Below are 17,219 nucleotides of genomic sequence, written 5' to 3' on the forward strand. Positions count from 1 at the left end.
GGGACGCTATCCTTTTCTGCATGTCGTACCGCGCCGTGATCGGCTTGGAAGTTCACCTGCAACTGAAAACGAAATCGAAGATGTTCAGTGCCTGCCCGCAGGATTACCACGGCGAGGGGCCGAACACCTTCACGGATCCCTTCACGCTGGGGTTGCCGGGCACCCTGCCGACCCTCAACCGCGAGGCGGTGGAACTGGCGATGATGTTCGGCCTGGGCCTCAACTGTGACGTGTCGGGGTTCACGCAGTTTCACCGCAAGAATTACTTCTACCCGGACGCCCCGAAGAACTTTCAGCTCTCGCAGTACGACCGCCCCATTGCGCGCGACGGTTATCTGGACGTGCTGAGCCCGGACGGCACGACGGGCCGCGTTCGCATTAAACGCGCTCACCTGGAGGACGACGCCGGGAAACTGACGCACCCGACTTACGCGCCGTACAGCCTGCTCGACCTGAACCGCGCCGGGTCGAGCCTGCTGGAAATGGTCACTGAGGCCGATATTCAGAGCGCCGAGCAGGCCCGCGCGTTTCTGGAATCCGTGCAGGCCATCGCGCAGGCGCTGGGCGTTTCGGACGCCGCGCCGGAAGACGGCAAGATGCGCTGCGACGTGAACATCAGCCTTCACAGAGACGGCGAACCCTGGGGCACGAAAGTCGAGGTGAAGAACCTGAACAGCTTCCGCAGCGTGGCCCGCGCCATCGAGTACGAGACCGCCCGGCAGGCCAAAGTGCTGGACGCCGGGGGCAGGATCACGCAGGACACCCTGGGCTGGGACGAAGGCGGGCAGAAGACCTTCCTGATGCGCACCAAGGAAGGCGAGGCCGACTACCGCTACTTCCCGGAGCCTGACCTGCCGCCCCTGAACATCACGCCGGAGTGGATTGCCAGCGTGCAGGCCCGCATGCCCGAACTTCCGGTGCAGAAACGTGAACGTTACCTCGCGGCGGGCGTGCGTGAAGCCGACGCGCAGGCCATCAGCCTGAACGTCCCCATCTCGCGCTTCTACGACGAGGCCCTCAAGCACGGTGCGGATGCCCAACCGGTTGATGCCCAGCCACTTGATGCCCAGAAACTCGCCAACTGGCTGCTGAGTGACGTTGCCGGGCACCTGAGCGCCCAGGAAATCGGCCTCGCAGACACGAAACTGCAACCCGCGCACCTCGCTGCCCTGGTCAGGCTCATCGACGCAGGCACCATCAGCGGCAAGATCGGCAAAGACCTGCTGCCCGACGTGATGCAGGGTCTTGACCCCGCCAGACTCGTCGAGGAACGCGGGCTGGTCGTCGTGACCGACACCGCCGCCATCGACGCCGCCATCGACGCTGCCATGCAGGCCGACCCCGCCACCGTCGAGAAGGTGCGGGGGGGCAATGCCAAGGCCATGAACGCCCTGTTCGGCCCGGTCATGAAAAGCATGGGCGGCAAGGCCAAACCCGAAGTGGTGCGCGAACGCCTGCAAGCGAAACTGGGCCTGTGATCAGCCTCCTGTTCGTTTCTTTCTCCCTGCGGAACAACGCCGCAGGGTTCACTTCATGTCCGGAAGCCTTATGAACCGCTGGCGCACCCCCGCTCTGGTGGCGCTGTGGTTGCAGGTGGCAGCGCTGTTTGGCGTGGCGTCCTATGCCCTGACGAGTGGGCATTTTGGTTTCGACGCCTGGATCACCGGCGGCGAGGCCTTTCTGGCGGCGCTGGTGCTGTGGTGGTGGACGCAGCTTTTCGGTCGTCTGTCGCTGGGCCACCTGCCACTGGGGCAGGGCGTCCCGCCGACCGACGGGGTGCTGCGCTCGTTCGCGGTGCTGTTTCCCATCCTGACCATTTTCCGGGCCTGCCTGTGGGCCCTGCTGCTGCTGGGCGTGCTGGGCGGCGCGGCCCCGGAAGCAAACAGCGTGGCGCTGACGGCCCTTTTTACCCTCTGGGGCGCGGCCATTTTCGCCGGAAACGCCATGTACGGCCACACCCTGAACGTGGCCCTGGAGCCGGGCAACCTGCTGGCCCGCACCCGCCTGCTGGAGTGGCTGAACGTGTCCGCCGCGCTGTCCCTGGGCATGGCGGTCATGAACGTCATTCCCATCAAGGGGTTCAGTACCGAACCTGTCGACCGCATGTCGCAACTGGTGTACGGCGCTTCCGGCCTGCTGGATGTCGTGGCGACCGTGCTGGCCCTGCTGGCGCTGCTGCCACGCCGGCCCGAGAAGGGGAGTGAGCAGTAAATGGTTGGTGAAAAAGGAGCGGTGGCGTCCAGAGGGTAATCAGCTTCCCTGAACGCCTCTCCCCACCTTCTTTACATCACCAGCGCTCTGGCGTTGCCGCCCAGCCTGTCCCAGAGGGTAAAGGCGGCGCGGGCGCCGGGGCGGATGATCCCTTCGTCTTCCCAGCCGGCGGCGAGGGCGGGGCCACGGGTGTGCGCCCATAGCACCTCCAGTTCGGTGAGGGCCTCGTCCGGGCCGATGAGTTCGCCCTGGTCGTCGCGGCGGGTGGTGGCGGCGCGGAAGTTGTCGCGGTAGTCGGGCGTGGCGACCGGGCCGTCACTGCCGAAGGCCAGCACCGCCCCGGCGTCGCGGATGCTTTTGCAGGCGTAACTGGTGTCCCGCAGGTGCGGCAGCAGGTCGCGGATCATGGGGCCGTCGGCGAGCAGGTGCATGGGCTGAATGCTGCTGGTCATACCATTCATGCGGGCCACGTCCTGGGGGCGCAGGTGCTGCGAGTGCTCGATGCGCAGGCGAATGCCCCGGGCTTCGGCGGCGGGGCGCAGCTTTTCGTACACGTTCAGCACCTCGGTGTTGGCACGGTCACCGATGGCGTGCGTCACCGGGGTCAGGCCCAGCTCGATGGCCTCCAGGCCGCGCTGGTAAATCAGTTCCGGGGCGTCCAGGGCAATGCCGGTGCCGGACCCGTCGGCAAAACCGGGGGCGTGCAGCCAGGCGGTGCGGCTGCCCAGGGCACCGTCCGCGAAGAACTTCACGCCGCCCCACTGAAAGAGGCCGCCGGGGTTGAGGGCCAGCCCCAGGTCGCGGGCGAGCAGCAGGCGCTCGTGCGGCAGGCAGGCCCATACGCGCAGCGGCAGCTCGCCCTGGGCCGCCAGGGTTTGCAGGGCGCGCGGGGCCTCGATGTCCTCGAAGGCCATGGTGTGAACACTGACGTACCCGCGCTGCGCCATGTCGTTCGCCCCGGCGCGGGCGTGGGCCAGCCACTCCTGGCGGGTAGGGGTGGGAAGCGCGTCCATGACCAGGGCCTGCGCGTTCTCCTGCAAGCACCCCAGTGGATGAACGATGTGCCCGCCCTCGGGATCCGGGGTGCCCTCGGTGACGCCCGCCAGCTTCAGCGCGGCGCTGTTCACCCAGACCATGTGGTGGTCGCGGGAGTGCAGCAGCACCGGGTGGTTCGGGCTGACTTCATCGAGCTGCGCGGCGGTGGGATACCCGTCCAGGCCCAGCTCGGAAGTCAGAAAACCGCCGCCCACGATCCATTTTCCGGCAGGTGTGGCGGCTGCCCGCCCGGCGACCCTGGCCTGCACCTCGGCCACACTGCGCACCCCGAACAGCTCCAGTTGCGTCAGCGAAGCGCCGTACATCACCAGGTGGATGTGCGCGTCGGCCAGCCCCGGCGTGAGCAGCACGTCCCGGTGATCCAGTACCTCTGCCCTGGGGGCCTGGGCCCGCAGGTCATCCAGCGAACCCACCGCCAGCACGCGCCCGCCACCCACCAGCACGGCCTGCGCCTGAGGGTGTCCCTCGTCGAGCGTGATGACCTGGGCCTGAATGATCGTCAGCGGATGTGTCATGCCTCTAGCGTAGGGCAGAAAAGGCGCGGGGAAGAGGAGCGGTGCAGGCCTGTTTTCCCGTACCGCGTCTTTCTTGCGACTCCTTCCAGTCGGGTAAGACCGCTGTATGCGAGCGATCTCACCGCAATAGGGTGGAGATGTTAAACTTCGCCCATGCCCCGCATTCTGGTCGTTGATGACGACGCTGCCATCGTGAAGCTGATCAGCGTGATCCTGTCGCGTGCCGGTCATGAGGTGCGCACCAGCAGCCACCCTGTCGAGGCCCTCGACCTGCTGAAGGTGTTCACGCCAGACCTGATCATCAGTGACGTGGTGATGCCGTACATGACCGGCCTGGAATTTCTGGAACAGGTGCGCGACCACGACCATCTGGCGGCCATGCCGTTCATTCTGCTGAGCAGCCACGCCGAGCGCAGTGACGTGCGCCGGGGCATGAACCTGGGCGCCGACGATTACCTGCCCAAACCCTTTACGCCCGCCGACCTGACCACCGCCGTGGACGCCCGCTTGCGCCGCGTGGGCCTGAACGTGCAGGCCGACAGTGGCACGCAGGCCAGGGCGCTGGGCACCGCGCAGGTGTTCTGGCAGGGTCAGCAGGTGTCGTGGGTGAGCCGCAAGGCGCTGGAACTGTTCTTCTACCTGCTGGAGCACAAGGAAGTCACCAGCTGGGAGGCCGCCGAGGCGCTGTGGCCCGAGAAAGACGAGTCGCGGGCCAGCAGCCTCTTTCACACCACGTTGCACCGCCTGCGCAAGAGCCTGAACAACGACGCGGTGGTGTCGCAGAACCGCAAGTATGCCCTGGCCGACAGCCTGAAGCCCGAGTACGACGTGCAGCGTTACGAACTGCTTTCCGCGCAGGCCGAGGCCGACAGCCTGGGCTACGAGGAACTCAAGGAACTGGTCAGCCAGTACGGCACCTTCCTGCCCGGCGCCGACAGCCCCTGGGTGGATGACGTTCGTGCCCGCCTGGAGCAGACCCAGATGAACCTGCTGGGCCTGGCCGCGCAGGCCGCCGGCAAGGCTGGCAAGCCCAAGGAAGCCGCGCAGTACCACCAGAAGGCCCTCAGCATCGACCCCATGAGCGAGCAGGACTGGCAGGGCCTGGCCCGCGCCCTGGACACCATCGGCGACCCGCGCGCCCGCCTGGCTGCGCAGCGCGAAGCCTGGTGGGCGGTGGATTTCGACTGACAGAGCAGCTCCAGACCCGGCGGCCCGACTCGGGGCCGGTTTTCTTTTCAAAGGAGCTTCATTGCCTCTGAGCCTATGCGCGTGAAGCCGATGGTGTCCACCCGGTCTGTCGGTGGCGCCTGTTCGCACAGCAGTTCCGACACCTTCCCAGGGGCAGCTTTCGCTATGGCCTGCCCGCCTTAAACGGCCCCGCGCTAAACTGCCGGGTATGACGCGCCGCCTGACCACGCAAGACATTCGCAGCATGTTCCTTCAATTCTTCCAGAGCAAGGAACACCTGATCCTGCCCAGTTACAGCACCATTGCGCCTGACCCCACCACCCTGTTTACCGTCGCCGGAATGCAGCCCTTCAAGGAGCAGTTCATGGGCGCACCTGCCGTGTTCGACGGGCGGGGCAGCAAGCGCGTGACCACCGCGCAGAAGTGCGTGCGCGTGGGCGACATCGAGAACGTGGGCCGCACCCGCCGCCACCTGAGCCTCTTCGAGATGATGGGCAACTTCAGTTTCGGGGATTACTTCAAGAAGGAAGCCATCGAGTGGGCCTGGGAATTCCTGACCAGCCCTGAGTGGATGGGCATGGATAAGGACAAGATGTACGTCACCATCTACAAGGACGACGATGAAGCCTTCGGGTACTGGACGCAGAACATCGGCCTCGACCCCGCTCATATTCACCGTTTCGACGCCGACGAGAACTTCTGGCCCGCGAACGCCCCGCTGGAAGGCCCGAACGGCCCCTGTGGCCCGTGCAGCGAGATTTACTACGACCGTGGCCCGAAGTACGGCGACGACACCTGGAGCGACTACTACCAGACCCGCGAGAGTGCGCGTTTTCTGGAAGTGTGGAACCTGGTGTTCCCGCAATTTGACCGTCAGGAACCCGACGCAAACGGCCAGCCCGTTCTGAAAGACCTGCCGTTCAAGAACATCGACACGGGCATGGGCCTGGAGCGCGTCGCCAGCGTTGTGCAGGACGTGCCGGACTTCTACAGCAACGATGTGTTTGGGCCCATCATCGAGAAGGTCGCGGAACTGAGCGGCAAGTCCTACGAAGGCGAGGTCAGCGTGTCGCACCGCGTGGTGGCCGAGCACATTCGCAGCGTCAGCATGATTCTGGCCGATGGCACCAGCTTTTCCAACACCGGGCGCGGCTACACTGCCCGCAAGATCATGCGCCGCGCGATTCGCCACGGCTACATGCTGGGTTGGCGCGAGCCGAAATTGTTTGAATTGGTGGGACTGGTTGTTACCAGCATGGGCGAAGCGTACCCGGAACTGAAGGAAAACCAGAGCAAAGTCGAAGCGGCTATGAAAGCTGAGGAAGAACTGTTCCTCAAGACGCTGGAAACGGGTATCCAGCGCCTGGGCAAGCTGCTCAGCCCGATGAAACAAGGTGACGTGCTTGCGGGTGATGAGGCATTCACGCTCTACGGGACTTATGGTTTCCCACTTGATCTGACCAAAGAAATTGCCGAGGAATACGGTGTCAATGTGGACGAAGCCGGTTATGCGGAAAGCCTGGAAAAAGACCAGCAGCTTTCCCGTGAAGGCAGCAAGTACGGCAAGTCCGAACTGTTCGGCGGGAATCAGGAGGTGTTCGATGGCCTGCCCGCCACCCAATTTGTCGGCTACGACCACCTTCAGGCTTCAGCGCAGGTGCTGGCGCTGGTGGGCGCGGGCGAACGCCTGAACCACCTTGGCGCAGGCAGTGAAGCCACCGTGATTCTGAACCAGACCCCTTTCTACGGCGAGGGTGGCGGTGAGGTCGGCGACACCGGTCGCCTCGAGTGGGCCGGTGTGGATGGAGCGCGGGGCGCTGGTGTGGTGCGTGACACCCGGAAAACGAAGGCGGGCGTGTTCCTGCACGACGTGCTGGTCGAGGAAGGCGAGTTGACAGAAGGCGTGACCGTGCGGGCTGTCGTGAGCCTGGAACGCGCCGCGATTCAACGTCACCACACCGCCACCCACCTGCTGCACGCCGCCCTACGGGCCGTGCTGGGCAGTGGCGTGCAGCAGAAAGGGTCACTGGTGGCTGCCGACCGCCTGCGCTTCGATTTCTCGCACGGGGCCGCCATGACCGCCGAGGAAGTGGCCCAGGTGGAGGGGCTGGTGAGCCGCTGGGTCAGCGCGAACTTCCCCGTGACCTGGCAGGAAATGCCGATTGCCGACGCGAAGGCCGCCGGAGCCACCGCCCTGTTCGGGGAGAAGTACGGCGACACCGTACGCGTCGTGAAGGTCGAGGGTGCCGTCGACCTGAACGGGGTTTCCGTCAGCAGCATGGAACTGTGCGGCGGGGCGCACGTCTCGCGCACCGGGGACATCGGCGCCTTCGTCATTCTGTTCGACGAGAATGTGGCCGCCGGGGTGCGCCGCATCGAGGCTCTGGCGGGCGACGCCGCCACCGCCTGGGTGCGCGACCGCCTGAATGCCCAGGCAAAAGCCGCCGCGCTGCTGAACACCAACCCCGAGGGCCTGGAAGCCCGCATCGCCGGGTTGCAGACGCAACTCAAAGCCAGCGAGAAAGAACTTGGCAACCTGAAACGCCAGCTGGCGCAGGCGCAGATGGGCGGGGGCGGCAGCGCCGCACAGACCCGCGAACTGGGCGGGTTCAAGGTGGCCAGCCTGAAACTCAGCGGTATCGAGGGCAATGAACTGCGTAGCGCCGCCGACAAACTCCTCGATCAGAGCGGCGCGGACATGGTCGTCATCGCTTCCGATAGGGGGCTGGTCGTGAAAGCCACGAAGGCTGCCGTGGAAAAAGGCGCGCATGCCGGGCAACTTGTCGGCAAGCTCGCCGCTGCGGGCGGCGGCAAAGGCGGCGGACGCCCCGACATGGCCCAGGCTGGGATCACCAACGCGGAAGGCGCACTGGGGGCACTGGACACGGCTTTTTAAGGGGAGACAGTCAAGGCGGGCCAGGGAACCGTCTCGGGTAGGCGTTTCTCGTTGAACCTTCGTTTAGGAAAGAATCTTGCGCCTCTGCCCCTGCGGGCGGGTCGTTATACTTCGCGACATGACCGGAACACCTGGAAAACGTCGGCTGGGGCAGATAAGTGTCGCGGTGGGCGCCGCAGCGGTTGCCCTGGCGGCAAGGAAAATGGCGGCCACCCCCTCGACACCGACCCAGGTGCGCTCCCGTGCCCTGCACCTGCTGGAGCGTGTTTTGCCCACTTCACGGGGTTTTGATCTGGAGTTGTGGGACGGCACGGTCATTCCGGCCACCCGTCAGCCGGCGCAGGCGCGCCTGGTGCTGCGAAGTGAACAGGCGCTGGGCCGCATGCTGCGCCTGCCGGCGGATCTGGCGCTGGGAGAAGCGTACCTGCGCGGGGATTTCGATATTCAGGGCGACATCGGGGCCATTGCCGGCATTGCCGATGATTTCGATGCGCAGCTCCGCCCCGCCGACTGGCCCGGCCTGCTGAACGACGTGCAGGTGCTGAAAAGGGCGGCCGGCGCGGTGCCGGCCCCCGTTTCGGTTTCGCTGGAAGGCGAGCAGCACAGCCGCGAGCGTGACCGGGCCGCTATTGAGTACCACTACGACGTCTCGAACGACTTCTACAAATTGTGGCTGGATTCGCACATGCTCTACTCCTGCGCCCACTTCTCCAGCGGGCAGGAAACGCTGGAGCAGGCGCAGGAAGCGAAACTGGAGTACATCTGCCGCAAACTGCGCCTGCAAGCCGGTGAGCGGTTGCTGGACATCGGGTGCGGCTGGGGGGGCCTGGCCATTTACGCCGCGCAGCGCTACGGCGTGCAGGTGCTGGGCGTGACCCTCTCCCAGGCGCAGCTTACCGAAGCGCAGGAACGCGTGAAGGCTGCCGGGCTGCAAGACCGCATCACCCTGGAACTGCGGGATTACCGCGACGTGCTGGCGGCGGGATACGAACCGTTTGATAAGATTGCCAGCATTGAGATGTCGGAGCATGTGGGGCGCAAGAACATGCCCACCTACTTCAAGACCGCTTACGCGATCCTGAAACCGGGCGGGTTGATGCTGAACATTGCCAGTAGCGATGGGATCGCGCAGGCACGGGTGCCGATGTGGCTTCAGAGTGGCAACTTTGCCCGCAAGTACGTGTTTCCGGACGGTGAGATGCTGCCTGCGTGGGAAACCCTGAAACACGCCTCCGAAGCGCTGTTCGAGGTGCGCGACGTGGAGAACCTGCGCGAACACTACGTCCTGACCCTGAAGCACTGGGCCAGGCGACTGGAAGCGCAGGAGGCGCAGGCGCGGCCCATGCTGGGCGAGCAGCGATGGCGGCTATGGCGCCTTTATCTGGGCGCCACTTCCTACTACTTCCAGAAAGGTCACCTGAGCCTCTTCCAGAGCCTGCTGGCCAAACCCGACGCCGAGCGGGCCGTGCCGTTGCCCCTTACTCGCGCCGACCTGTACCGGGCATAAGTGGGCGGCCCTTCACAGGCTCCAGGCCAGCCAGGCGTTCCCTGGCCTGCTGGTACAGCGCCCACTGCCCGGCGGCAAACCACGCGCCCAGCAGGCTGAACAGCAGGCAGAACCCCACGCCCAGCATGGTCAGGCGTTCCTGCAAGGCCGTGATCCGCGTCTGCCAGCCCTGCACCGCCTTGCGGGCGTCCGCCAGCGCGGGCAGAGGCGGGCGGTCTTGCAAGGTGTCCTGCCACTGCGCAGTCAGGTTCACGGCGTCCTGAAGGTTCTGCTGGCCGAACATCGTGTCGATCACGGGGGTGCGCTGCGCGAGTTGCGCCAGACCGTTCAGGGTGTCCACGGCCGCCAGCGTTTCCGGGCGGCTCAGCGCGTCGAAAGGGGCCAGGGCGTCCTGCACCCCTTGTAGCCGGGCGTCCAGTTCAGTCAGTTGGCCGTGCGCGGAAGTCAGGGCGGCCCGCACCGGAGTCAGGACGGCAAACGTGCCGAACCACAGACTCACCGTCAGAACCAGCGCCAGCCACACGCCCACCCGCCCGAATTCCTGCGCTAAATGCAGTCTTTTCCGACCTGTGGCGGGCATCTCGGGCAACTCCTTCGGCAAGAGAGATAAAATGGAGAAATAAAAAATCCGCCCTTCGCGGACGGTGATAAAAATAGAATAGCGGGGAATACAGGAAAAGTCAAACTTATGCGTTTTGCTCTTGAAACGCTGTCCTGGACAGCACTTCTTCTGATGGTGTGCAGAGGCTATGCATTCTGGCTTGGGACATCTCGTGTGCGGGTGGGTTGCTGGCACTGGCCGGAGCGGGATTTCGCGGCGCGTCTTTCTGGCGCATCTTTCCCATGGCCTGGGGCCAGTTGCTCCGCTGTATTCAGATCCTGCCTTGTGGGATTTATGGAAGGGCGTTTCAGGCCTACTGAAACAGGCAGGCTGCCGGGAAAGTTTCCTGAGCCTGATTCGTCTTACCTGGAAGAAACTTCATGCCTGTTCGTTCTCCCGTGACTTACGTTCTGCCGCTGGTGGCGCTGCTGCACTCGCTGCTGGTCATGACGCCGTGGCTCACGGGATTTACGCGAACGCTGGTGCTGGACTTGCTTTACCTGCTGGTCATCGCCGTGACTTCCCTGATGGTGCTGCTGGAGGTACGGCCTGGGCGGGTGCTGACCAACCGTTTCGCGCGGGCCGTCTTGCCTCTGCTGCTGGCAGAGGCGTGGATGCTTCAGTACGATTTTCCGGGCCGGGAACTCCCGGACTGGTCGGTGGCCGATCCGCTCTATTTCGCGTTTTACCTGGGGGTGGCGTTCACCCTGGCTTACCTGCATGGCCTGACGCGCTGGTCGTGGCGGACGTGGGGCTGGGTGCTGGACAGCCTGATCGTGGTGGCGGTGGTGGGGGAGGCGGCGTGGTTTTCTTCCCTGCGATCGGCGCTGGCCGGTTCGGAGTCATGGGTGCTGCGGGGCATCAACCTGGCTTACGTGCTGTGTGACCTGCTGCTGCTGGGCATGGCGCTGCTGAGTCTGCGCCAGCAGTTTGCCCGCCCACTGCTGCTGTTTGTGCTGGGGGTGCTGGGGTTCGTGGGGGCCGATCTGCTTTACCTGGGGCTGGGGGACAGGTACGTGCCGGGAACCCCCATGGACCTGCTGTGGACGTGGGGCACGGTGGCACAGGCGCTGGGACTGCTCGGGGCGTCGCGGGAAATATTCGCCCCGACCTCCGCGCCCCGGTCGTCACCGTTGCCGGAACGCTGGAGGGTGGTGGCTTTCCTGCCTTACGTGGCGGTGGGCGTCACCTGCCTGCTGCTGGTGCAGTACGCCGGTGGGGGACAGGGGCAGAGCGCGGCCTGGTGGACGGTGGGGATTTTCGTGCTGGTCATAGTGCGGCAGGCAGTGACGTTCACGGAGCGTTCGCTGTTGAACAGGCGCCTGCGGGAGCAGACGCGGCAGTTGCAGCACATGGCCCTGCATGACGGCCTGACCGGGCTGGGCAACCGCGCGGCCTTCGACCAGCACCTGCAAGAGCAACTGGCGCAGGCCGCTGTCTCGGTGACGCTGTACTACTTCGATCTGGACAGCTTCAAGGCGATCAACGACTCATTGGGTCATGAGGCCGGGGACGAGACACTCCGGGAGGTGGCGCGGCGCCTGCGTGGGGTTTTGCCGCCTGGGGCCTTCGCGGCGCGTATGGGCGGGGATGAATTCGCGGTGATCGTGCCGGGGTTCGATTCGGTGCCGGCGGCTCAGGCGTTGCTGCTGCGGTTCCTGGCGGCCATGCAGCTTCCGGTGTCGTTGCTGGACAAGCCGGTACAGGTCAGGGTGTCGGTGGGGATGGCTTTCCGGGCGGCGGGCGAGGAAGTGGACGCCGCGAAGTTCCGGCACCAGGCCGATCAGGAAATGTACCACTGGAAGCAAAAATACCGTTCTATAAGCATGCATGCTGGCCCTGGCCTGAACAGTTCTGCACAGAATTGAGGAAGGTGGAGCCAGTGGGGGAACCCTCACCGTTTTTTCTAATCGTGCCCTGTGTCACGCTTGAGGCATGAGCGATCTGCACGGACGCATTGGCGGGATGGTGGACGGCTACGATCTGAAGGCCGAATGGCACGGCGATCACCTGAAGGGCCGGATTGGCGGGACTTTTCAGGGCAAGGACATTGAACTCAGGTACCGCCCCGGTGACGTGAATGGCCGGATAGGTGGCGTGTTCGCGGGCTTCGATGCCGATGGCGAGGTCACGCCGCAGGGTGTGGACGTGCGCCTGGGTGGCCGCATCGACGGCGATGACGTGCATTTCCGCGTGGAGGGTGGCCGCGTGCAGGGCCGCTTCTCCGGGCGCATCGACGGCAAGGACGTGAACCTGCGCCATGAAGATGACCGCCTGACGGGCCGCATCGGGGGGCTGGTCGATGGCAAGGACGTGAACCTCAGCCTTGGGAAGGTGCCGCTGGAACTGGCCGCGCTGGCCGCCGTGTGCGCCTTCAAGGTGCTGGAAGATGACCAGAGTGCCGCCTCTGCCGCCTCTGCAGGCTCCGGTGCCACCAATTAATCTTTGCCTGTCAGCAAAGCCAGGATATTTGATCTCATGTAAAGAAATACACAATTCCAGTGTTAAGTAGGACTGATATCAGGTTCGCCGACTTTTATCGACAACGTCTGATCGATTGATTAACATTATTGTCGGTTACACTTGCGCTTTTCCTGCACGCTCTTTCCTGAAAACTGATTCCGTTCTGACGCTACTCTTGTCTGACCCTCAATCGTTTATGAGAAGCTGGTCTGCTATCTCTAGAGAGCTTAATGACGGTCAGCTGATGACCCCCATTTCCCCTCACAACATGGAGCGGTTCTCATGATTAAATTGTTCAACCGGAGCAGTCCCCCATTCAGCCTGAATGCCACCCAGGAACGCGACATTCTTCACCTGGTACAGCTCGGCCGCGAAGTCGAGGCGGTCAAGCAGATTCGCCGCTGGACACGCCTGCCTTTGCCCGAAGCCGTCAGTATGGTGGCGGGCTACCGCAGTGCCCACCGCCCCCTGGCCGGCGACTGAGCTTCCCCGCTCTGCAAGACTCCACATTCCGCCGACCTGCCGCGTGATAGCTTCGCTGCACTATGGAATCCAGACCCCGGACGCTCGGTGAACTTCTGCAAACACCCGCCTACGCGGGCCGTCAACCCTTCGATGGACGCCTGCGTCTGGTACAGGATGAGGTGCGCGAAAACCTGACCCGCAAGCTGCGCAGCGGCGAGGAACTGTTCCCCGGCGTGGTGGGCTACGACGAGACGGTTATTCCGCAACTGGTCAATGCCCTGCTGGCGCGGCAGAATTTTATTCTGCTGGGGCTGCGCGGTCAGGCCAAGAGCCGCATCCTGCGGGCCATTACCGGTCTGCTGGACGAGCAGATTCCCGTGATCGACGGTGTGGACATGCCGGACGACCCGCTGAACCCGGTGGGCGCCGAGGGCCGCCACCTGCTCGAAGCGCACGGCCTGGAACTCCCGATTCGCTGGGTGCCCCGCCAGGACAGGTACGTGGAAAAACTTGCCACGCCTGACGTGACCGTCGCTGACCTGATCGGCGATGTCGATCCCATCAAGGCCGCCCGCCTGGGCACCAGCCTGGGAGACGTGCGCAGCATGCACTTCGGTCTGCTGCCGCGCGCCAACCGGGGCATCTTCGCCGTCAACGAACTCGCCGACCTGGCCCCCAAGGTGCAGGTGGCGCTGTTCAACATCCTGCAAGAAGGCGACGTGCAGATCAAAGGCTACCCCATCCGTCTGGAACTGGACGTGATGCTGGTGTTCTCCGCCAACCCAGAGGATTACACGGCGCGCGGCAAGATCGTCACGCCGCTCAAAGACCGCATCGGCTCGGAGATTCGCACGCATTATCCGCAGGACGTGAAACTGGGCATGGACATCACCGCGCAGGAATCCGTGCGCGCCGAGGCCGTGCAGGTGCCCGGCTTCATGGCCGAGCTGATCGAGGAAATTGCCTTCCAGGCGCGCGAGGACGGGCGCGTGGACAAGATGAGCGGCGTATCGCAGCGCCTGCCCATTTCGCTGATGGAAGTCTCCGCCGCCAACGCCGAGCGCCGCAGCCTGATGCAGGGCGACGCCCCGGTGGTGCGTGTCAGTGACGTGTACGCGGGCCTGCCGGCCATTACCGGCAAGATGGAACTGGAATACGAGGGTGAACTCAAGGGCGCCGACAACGTCGCCAGGGACATCATTCGCAAGGCTGCCGGAGCCGTGTATGCCCGGCACTTCGGCAGTGCCAACACCCGCGACCTGGAAAAATGGTTTGAAGCCGGGAACGTCTTCCGCTTCCCCCAGTCCGGCGACGCGAAAAGTGCCCTGGACGCCGCCCAGCAGGTGCCGACCCTTCCCGAACTGGCGAACGAAGTCGCCGGCAGCAGTGACGACGCGGTGCGGGCCGCCGCCGCCGAATTCGTGCTGGAGGGGCTGTACGGGCGCAAGAAACTTTCGCGCGCCGAGGAACTGTACGCCGCGCCCGAACCCGAAATGCGTCAGCAACGCGGCGGACGCTGGAACTGATCCCGCCGTTGGCTATTACGCCAGGTCTTGTCAGGCATTTGCCGGCTTGCAGGGCTTCTTGAATGTACGGGGCGACGAGACGGCGTGTGAAGGGTGGTATACGGACTTCCTGCCCGCTGTGATTTCCATGCGAGAGCCATAGAGCGCAGAATTCGGGGTGCTGAACCCACCGCACGCCAGCTTTTTTCGCCTCCAGTCTTGCCGCAGGCTTCAGTACAACTTGTCCAGCACGTCGTCTTTCATGACAAAGCTGTTTTCCCGGGCGGGGAACTGGCGGGCTCTGACTTCCTGGGCGTACTGCTCGATGGCTTCACGAGCAATCTGGCCGACTTCGGCGTAGCGTTTGGCGATTTTCTTCTGTTCGCCTTCGTAGATGCCCAGCAGGTCGTGGGTCACCAGCACCTGCCCGTCGCAATGAACGCCCGCACCAATGCCGATGGTGGGGATGGTCAATCTCTCGGTAATCAGTTTCGCCAGGCGAGCCGGGATGGCTTCCAGCACCAGGCTGAAGGCCCCCGCCTGCTCCAGTGCTGCCGCGCCCTCAACTGTGAGTCTGGCGCTCTCGTCGTCTTTTCCCTGGGCCCGCAGGCCGCCCTGGGCCGTGGCGGTCTGCGGCATCAGGCCCACGTGGCCCACCACCGGAATGCCGTTGCGCGTCAGGTTGTCGACCACCTGCAGGATCTCGGTGGTGGCCCCCTCCATTTTCACGGCGTCCGCCCCGGTTTCCTGGATGATCTTCACGGCGTTGCGCATGGCGTCGGTCGCACCGGTGTGGTACGTGCCGAACGGCATATCCACCACCAGAAAGGTGTTCGGCGCTCCCCGGCGCACGGCCCGGCCGTGGTGAATCATGTCCGCGAGGGTCACGGGCGCGGTGCTGTCGTAGCCCAGTACCACATTTCCCAGGCTGTCCCCGACCAGGATCATGTCCACCCCGCCGGCCTCGGCGTGCTTCCCGCCGGGGTAATCGTAGGCCGTCACCATCACGATGGGACGTTCGGAATGCTGCAACTCCGGGATACTGAGTTTCATGCCCGCAGGGTAGCAGGCAGGAGTTCGTCGCGCCGGAGAGTCCAGGAGACTTCATGACTGCTGGTAGTTCGTGTTTATCCGCCCCGGGTCACTTCGCCGTAATTATGCAGCAGCAGGTAGATAATCCAGCCCGTGACCGCGACGTACAGCCACACCGGCACCGTCCACTTCACCCACAGGCGGTGACGCGCAAAAAAAGACCGGGCGGCAGGCGCGTCGATGTTGCCCAAGTTCCGGCCGGACGCCAGGTAGCCTTTCCAGGCGTTCCAGAGTGCCAGCAGCGCCAGTGGCAGGTTCGCGGCGGCCAGGATGATGTGGCTGACCAGCAGCAGCAGGTAGGCGCCCTTGTTCGGGCCGATGTACTTCTTCTCGTAGCCCAGGCCCAGGCGCGTCAGGTAAAGCACCAGAAAAATGGTCGCCAGGGTACTGGCGGTCAGCATGGCTTTCATGTGCGCTTCGCGCCGCCCGCTTTTGATGAGGTAAACGCCGAGCAGCAGCACCAGGCCACTGATTATGATGGTAATGACGGAGAGGGTATTAATGGTTTCAGCCATATCCCGCCCAGTGTAGGGACTGGCGGCGGGGCAGGTGTCCGAGCGGTCAGGCGCGGTTTCAGGTGTTGGCCCAGGCGTCGGCCCTGGCCTCCTGGCCCTGCCTGCGGGCCTGAAGGCTGCGTTCGTCCAGTGAGGTCGTCACCTGCGCGGCATACCCCCTGAACAGGGTCAGCAGCACCAGCAGGATCACGGTCAGCAGCAGGCCCAGAATCACGCCGCCCTGAAGCAGACCGTTAAACCGGGAAAACAGTTCCAAGTCCGTGAAATCCAGGCCGGTTCGGCCTCTCAGCACGCTGGTCAGGGGGAAGCGCAGCAGCATGAACGTCCCGACCAGTCCGCCCAGCAGTGACCCGATCAGCCCCAGATACCACAGAATCGTCCAGCCGTTCATGGCACTCAGTTTCGGGCCGATCAGGCTCTTGCTGCCGCGTGCGCTGACCGACACGGCATGCAGCCAGCGGCGCACGGACTCCAGAATGAAAAATTGCAGGGCCAGACTCACCCCGTTCATGAGGACATCCAGCAGCCCGGTGCGGTCACTGGCCGTTTCCCCCAGCGTGCGCGGCAGCAGGTAATCGCCCACGAGTGCCAGGGCCAGCATCAGCACGGTCAGGATGATCGGGACGATCTGAATGACCCGAATCCACACCAGGGTGTTGCGGGCGTTGCGGACGAGCGCCTGAAGGTGAGCGGTGAAATTCGCGGCGAGGTGCTGGGTCAGACTGAGCACCAGGTGCCAGACCTGCCGAATGAACAGCAGCACCACGACCGTGTACCCGAGCGTCAGGGCCGCCAGTGCTCCCATCAGCAGCCGCATGGGCAGGACGGCCTGCTTGTCCTGGGGCGTGGCGACATGGCTGAGCAGGCGCTCGCCAGTCAGGAACATCAGGCCAAAAGTCAGCAGCAGTAACCCGATCAGGCCGCTCAGGCCCAGCATCCACCCCTGAATACGCCGGGTCTGCGCATAAAGAGGCTCAGTGAGCTCGGCTTGGTTGACCGCTGCGGCGGCAGGCGTGAACTGGCTTCTCATGGAAAGCAGCTTAGAAGAGAGTCACCCGGCAGCCCGTCAACTTTGCGGGATCACCGGACGTAGAAAAAGGTGGGCAGTGGGGGTGTTTTCCGATCATGAAAAACGTTAAGTTTGTTAAATTTCAGGCCGTTCTCTGCTGCGGTACCGGTTGATGCCGACCGGGTTGTCCTTTCTC

General features: G+C 64.2%; 14 protein-coding genes. 9 read left to right on the forward strand and 5 right to left on the reverse strand.

The window, feature by feature from the left end:
* The first annotated feature begins 20 nt into the window (after positions 1-20).
* Positions 21-1,478 (forward strand): Asp-tRNA(Asn)/Glu-tRNA(Gln) amidotransferase subunit GatB, encoded by a 1,458-nt coding sequence (gene gatB / locus E5Z01_RS13000; protein ID WP_135229759.1) that lies wholly within the window; start codon positions 21-23, stop codon positions 1,476-1,478.
* A gap of 55 nt (positions 1,479-1,533) precedes the next feature.
* Positions 1,534-2,211: a hypothetical protein gene (locus tag E5Z01_RS13005; protein WP_240738411.1), complete on the forward strand. Its 678-nt coding sequence runs from the start codon at positions 1,534-1,536 to the stop codon at positions 2,209-2,211.
* Positions 2,212-2,282: 71 nt separating this feature from the next.
* Here the strand turns inward: E5Z01_RS13005 and E5Z01_RS13010 are convergent, their stop codons facing one another.
* Entirely contained in the window at positions 2,283-3,782 is a 1,500-nt protein-coding gene (locus E5Z01_RS13010; RefSeq protein ID WP_135229760.1) for an amidohydrolase, read from the reverse strand.
* 153 nt (positions 3,783-3,935) lie between these two features.
* Here E5Z01_RS13010 and E5Z01_RS13015 point away from each other — a divergent pair, with 153 nt between their 5' ends.
* The 3 genes from E5Z01_RS13015 to E5Z01_RS13025 all read left to right on the forward strand — a co-directional run bounded on the left by E5Z01_RS13015 (position 3,936) and on the right by E5Z01_RS13025 (position 9,373).
* On the forward strand, positions 3,936-4,970 hold the full coding sequence (locus tag E5Z01_RS13015; RefSeq protein WP_119763746.1) for an AfsR/SARP family transcriptional regulator: 1,035 nt from the start codon (positions 3,936-3,938) through the stop codon (positions 4,968-4,970).
* Positions 4,971-5,178: 208 nt separating this feature from the next.
* Positions 5,179-7,866 carry an alanine--tRNA ligase gene (gene alaS / locus E5Z01_RS13020; protein WP_135229761.1) on the forward strand — a complete coding sequence of 896 codons (2,688 nt, stop codon included), beginning with the start codon at positions 5,179-5,181 and terminating at the stop codon, positions 7,864-7,866.
* A gap of 118 nt (positions 7,867-7,984) precedes the next feature.
* Positions 7,985-9,373, forward strand: coding sequence for an SAM-dependent methyltransferase (locus E5Z01_RS13025; RefSeq protein WP_135229762.1), 1,389 nt, complete (start codon positions 7,985-7,987; stop codon positions 9,371-9,373).
* Here E5Z01_RS13025 and E5Z01_RS13030 read toward each other — a convergent pair.
* On the reverse strand, positions 9,345-9,953 hold the full coding sequence (locus E5Z01_RS13030; RefSeq protein ID WP_135229763.1) for a hypothetical protein: 609 nt from the start codon (positions 9,951-9,953) through the stop codon (positions 9,345-9,347). The genes E5Z01_RS13025 and E5Z01_RS13030 overlap by 29 nt on opposite strands.
* A 401-nt stretch (positions 9,954-10,354) precedes the next feature.
* Here E5Z01_RS13030 and E5Z01_RS13035 point away from each other — a divergent pair, with 401 nt between their 5' ends.
* The 4 genes from E5Z01_RS13035 to E5Z01_RS13050 all read left to right on the forward strand — a co-directional run bounded on the left by E5Z01_RS13035 (position 10,355) and on the right by E5Z01_RS13050 (position 14,428).
* Positions 10,355-11,842 (forward strand): GGDEF domain-containing protein, encoded by a 1,488-nt coding sequence (locus E5Z01_RS13035; RefSeq protein ID WP_135229764.1) that lies wholly within the window; start codon positions 10,355-10,357, stop codon positions 11,840-11,842.
* A gap of 67 nt (positions 11,843-11,909) precedes the next feature.
* Positions 11,910-12,416, forward strand: coding sequence for a hypothetical protein (locus tag E5Z01_RS13040; RefSeq protein WP_135229765.1), 507 nt, complete (start codon positions 11,910-11,912; stop codon positions 12,414-12,416).
* 303 nt (positions 12,417-12,719) lie between these two features.
* Positions 12,720-12,920 (forward strand): hypothetical protein, encoded by a 201-nt coding sequence (locus E5Z01_RS13045; RefSeq protein ID WP_119763736.1) that lies wholly within the window; start codon positions 12,720-12,722, stop codon positions 12,918-12,920.
* Between the two features lie 62 nt (positions 12,921-12,982).
* The gene (locus E5Z01_RS13050; RefSeq protein ID WP_135229766.1) at positions 12,983-14,428 is read left to right on the forward strand and encodes a sigma 54-interacting transcriptional regulator; all 1,446 of its coding nucleotides are present in this window, start codon (positions 12,983-12,985) and stop codon (positions 14,426-14,428) included.
* A gap of 210 nt (positions 14,429-14,638) precedes the next feature.
* On the opposite strand, the gene panB is transcribed toward E5Z01_RS13050, so the two are convergent.
* The 3 genes from panB to E5Z01_RS13065 all read right to left on the reverse strand — a co-directional run bounded on the left by panB (position 14,639) and on the right by E5Z01_RS13065 (position 17,044).
* Positions 14,639-15,460, reverse strand: a complete 822-nt coding sequence (gene panB, locus E5Z01_RS13055; RefSeq protein ID WP_119763732.1) for a 3-methyl-2-oxobutanoate hydroxymethyltransferase — start codon at positions 15,458-15,460, stop codon at positions 14,639-14,641.
* A 74-nt stretch (positions 15,461-15,534) separates the two neighbouring features.
* On the reverse strand, positions 15,535-16,014 hold the full coding sequence (locus tag E5Z01_RS13060) for a DUF420 domain-containing protein (protein ID WP_135229767.1): 480 nt from the start codon (positions 16,012-16,014) through the stop codon (positions 15,535-15,537).
* Positions 16,015-16,072: 58 nt separating this feature from the next.
* The gene (locus tag E5Z01_RS13065; RefSeq protein WP_135229768.1) at positions 16,073-17,044 is read right to left on the reverse strand and encodes a hypothetical protein; all 972 of its coding nucleotides are present in this window, start codon (positions 17,042-17,044) and stop codon (positions 16,073-16,075) included.
* Between the last annotated feature and the right edge of the window lie 175 nt (positions 17,045-17,219).

The organism is Deinococcus fonticola, assembly GCF_004634215.1.
Lineage (GTDB): Bacteria > Deinococcota > Deinococci > Deinococcales > Deinococcaceae > Deinococcus > Deinococcus fonticola.

Bases quoted from the DNA above. Each gene is read 5' to 3' on its own strand.
- E5Z01_RS13065 (WP_135229768.1), bottom strand. From the start codon at position 17,044: ATGAGAAGCCAGTTCACGCCTGCCGCCGCAGCGGTCAACCAAGCCGAG.
- E5Z01_RS13035 (WP_135229764.1), top strand. From the start codon at position 10,355: ATGCCTGTTCGTTCTCCCGTGACTTACGTTCTGCCGCTGGTGGCGCTG.
- panB (WP_119763732.1), bottom strand. From the start codon at position 15,460: ATGAAACTCAGTATCCCGGAGTTGCAGCATTCCGAACGTCCCATCGTG.
- alaS (WP_135229761.1), top strand. From the start codon at position 5,179: ATGACGCGCCGCCTGACCACGCAAGACATTCGCAGCATGTTCCTTCAA.
- E5Z01_RS13050 (WP_135229766.1), top strand. From the start codon at position 12,983: ATGGAATCCAGACCCCGGACGCTCGGTGAACTTCTGCAAACACCCGCC.
- E5Z01_RS13010 (WP_135229760.1), bottom strand. From the start codon at position 3,782: ATGACACATCCGCTGACGATCATTCAGGCCCAGGTCATCACGCTCGAC.
- E5Z01_RS13030 (WP_135229763.1), bottom strand. From the start codon at position 9,953: ATGCCCGCCACAGGTCGGAAAAGACTGCATTTAGCGCAGGAATTCGGG.
- E5Z01_RS13040 (WP_135229765.1), top strand. From the start codon at position 11,910: ATGAGCGATCTGCACGGACGCATTGGCGGGATGGTGGACGGCTACGAT.
- gatB (WP_135229759.1), top strand. From the start codon at position 21: ATGTCGTACCGCGCCGTGATCGGCTTGGAAGTTCACCTGCAACTGAAA.
- E5Z01_RS13045 (WP_119763736.1), top strand. From the start codon at position 12,720: ATGATTAAATTGTTCAACCGGAGCAGTCCCCCATTCAGCCTGAATGCC.
- E5Z01_RS13025 (WP_135229762.1), top strand. From the start codon at position 7,985: ATGACCGGAACACCTGGAAAACGTCGGCTGGGGCAGATAAGTGTCGCG.
- E5Z01_RS13015 (WP_119763746.1), top strand. From the start codon at position 3,936: ATGCCCCGCATTCTGGTCGTTGATGACGACGCTGCCATCGTGAAGCTG.
- E5Z01_RS13005 (WP_240738411.1), top strand. From the start codon at position 1,534: ATGTCCGGAAGCCTTATGAACCGCTGGCGCACCCCCGCTCTGGTGGCG.
- E5Z01_RS13060 (WP_135229767.1), bottom strand. From the start codon at position 16,014: ATGGCTGAAACCATTAATACCCTCTCCGTCATTACCATCATAATCAGT.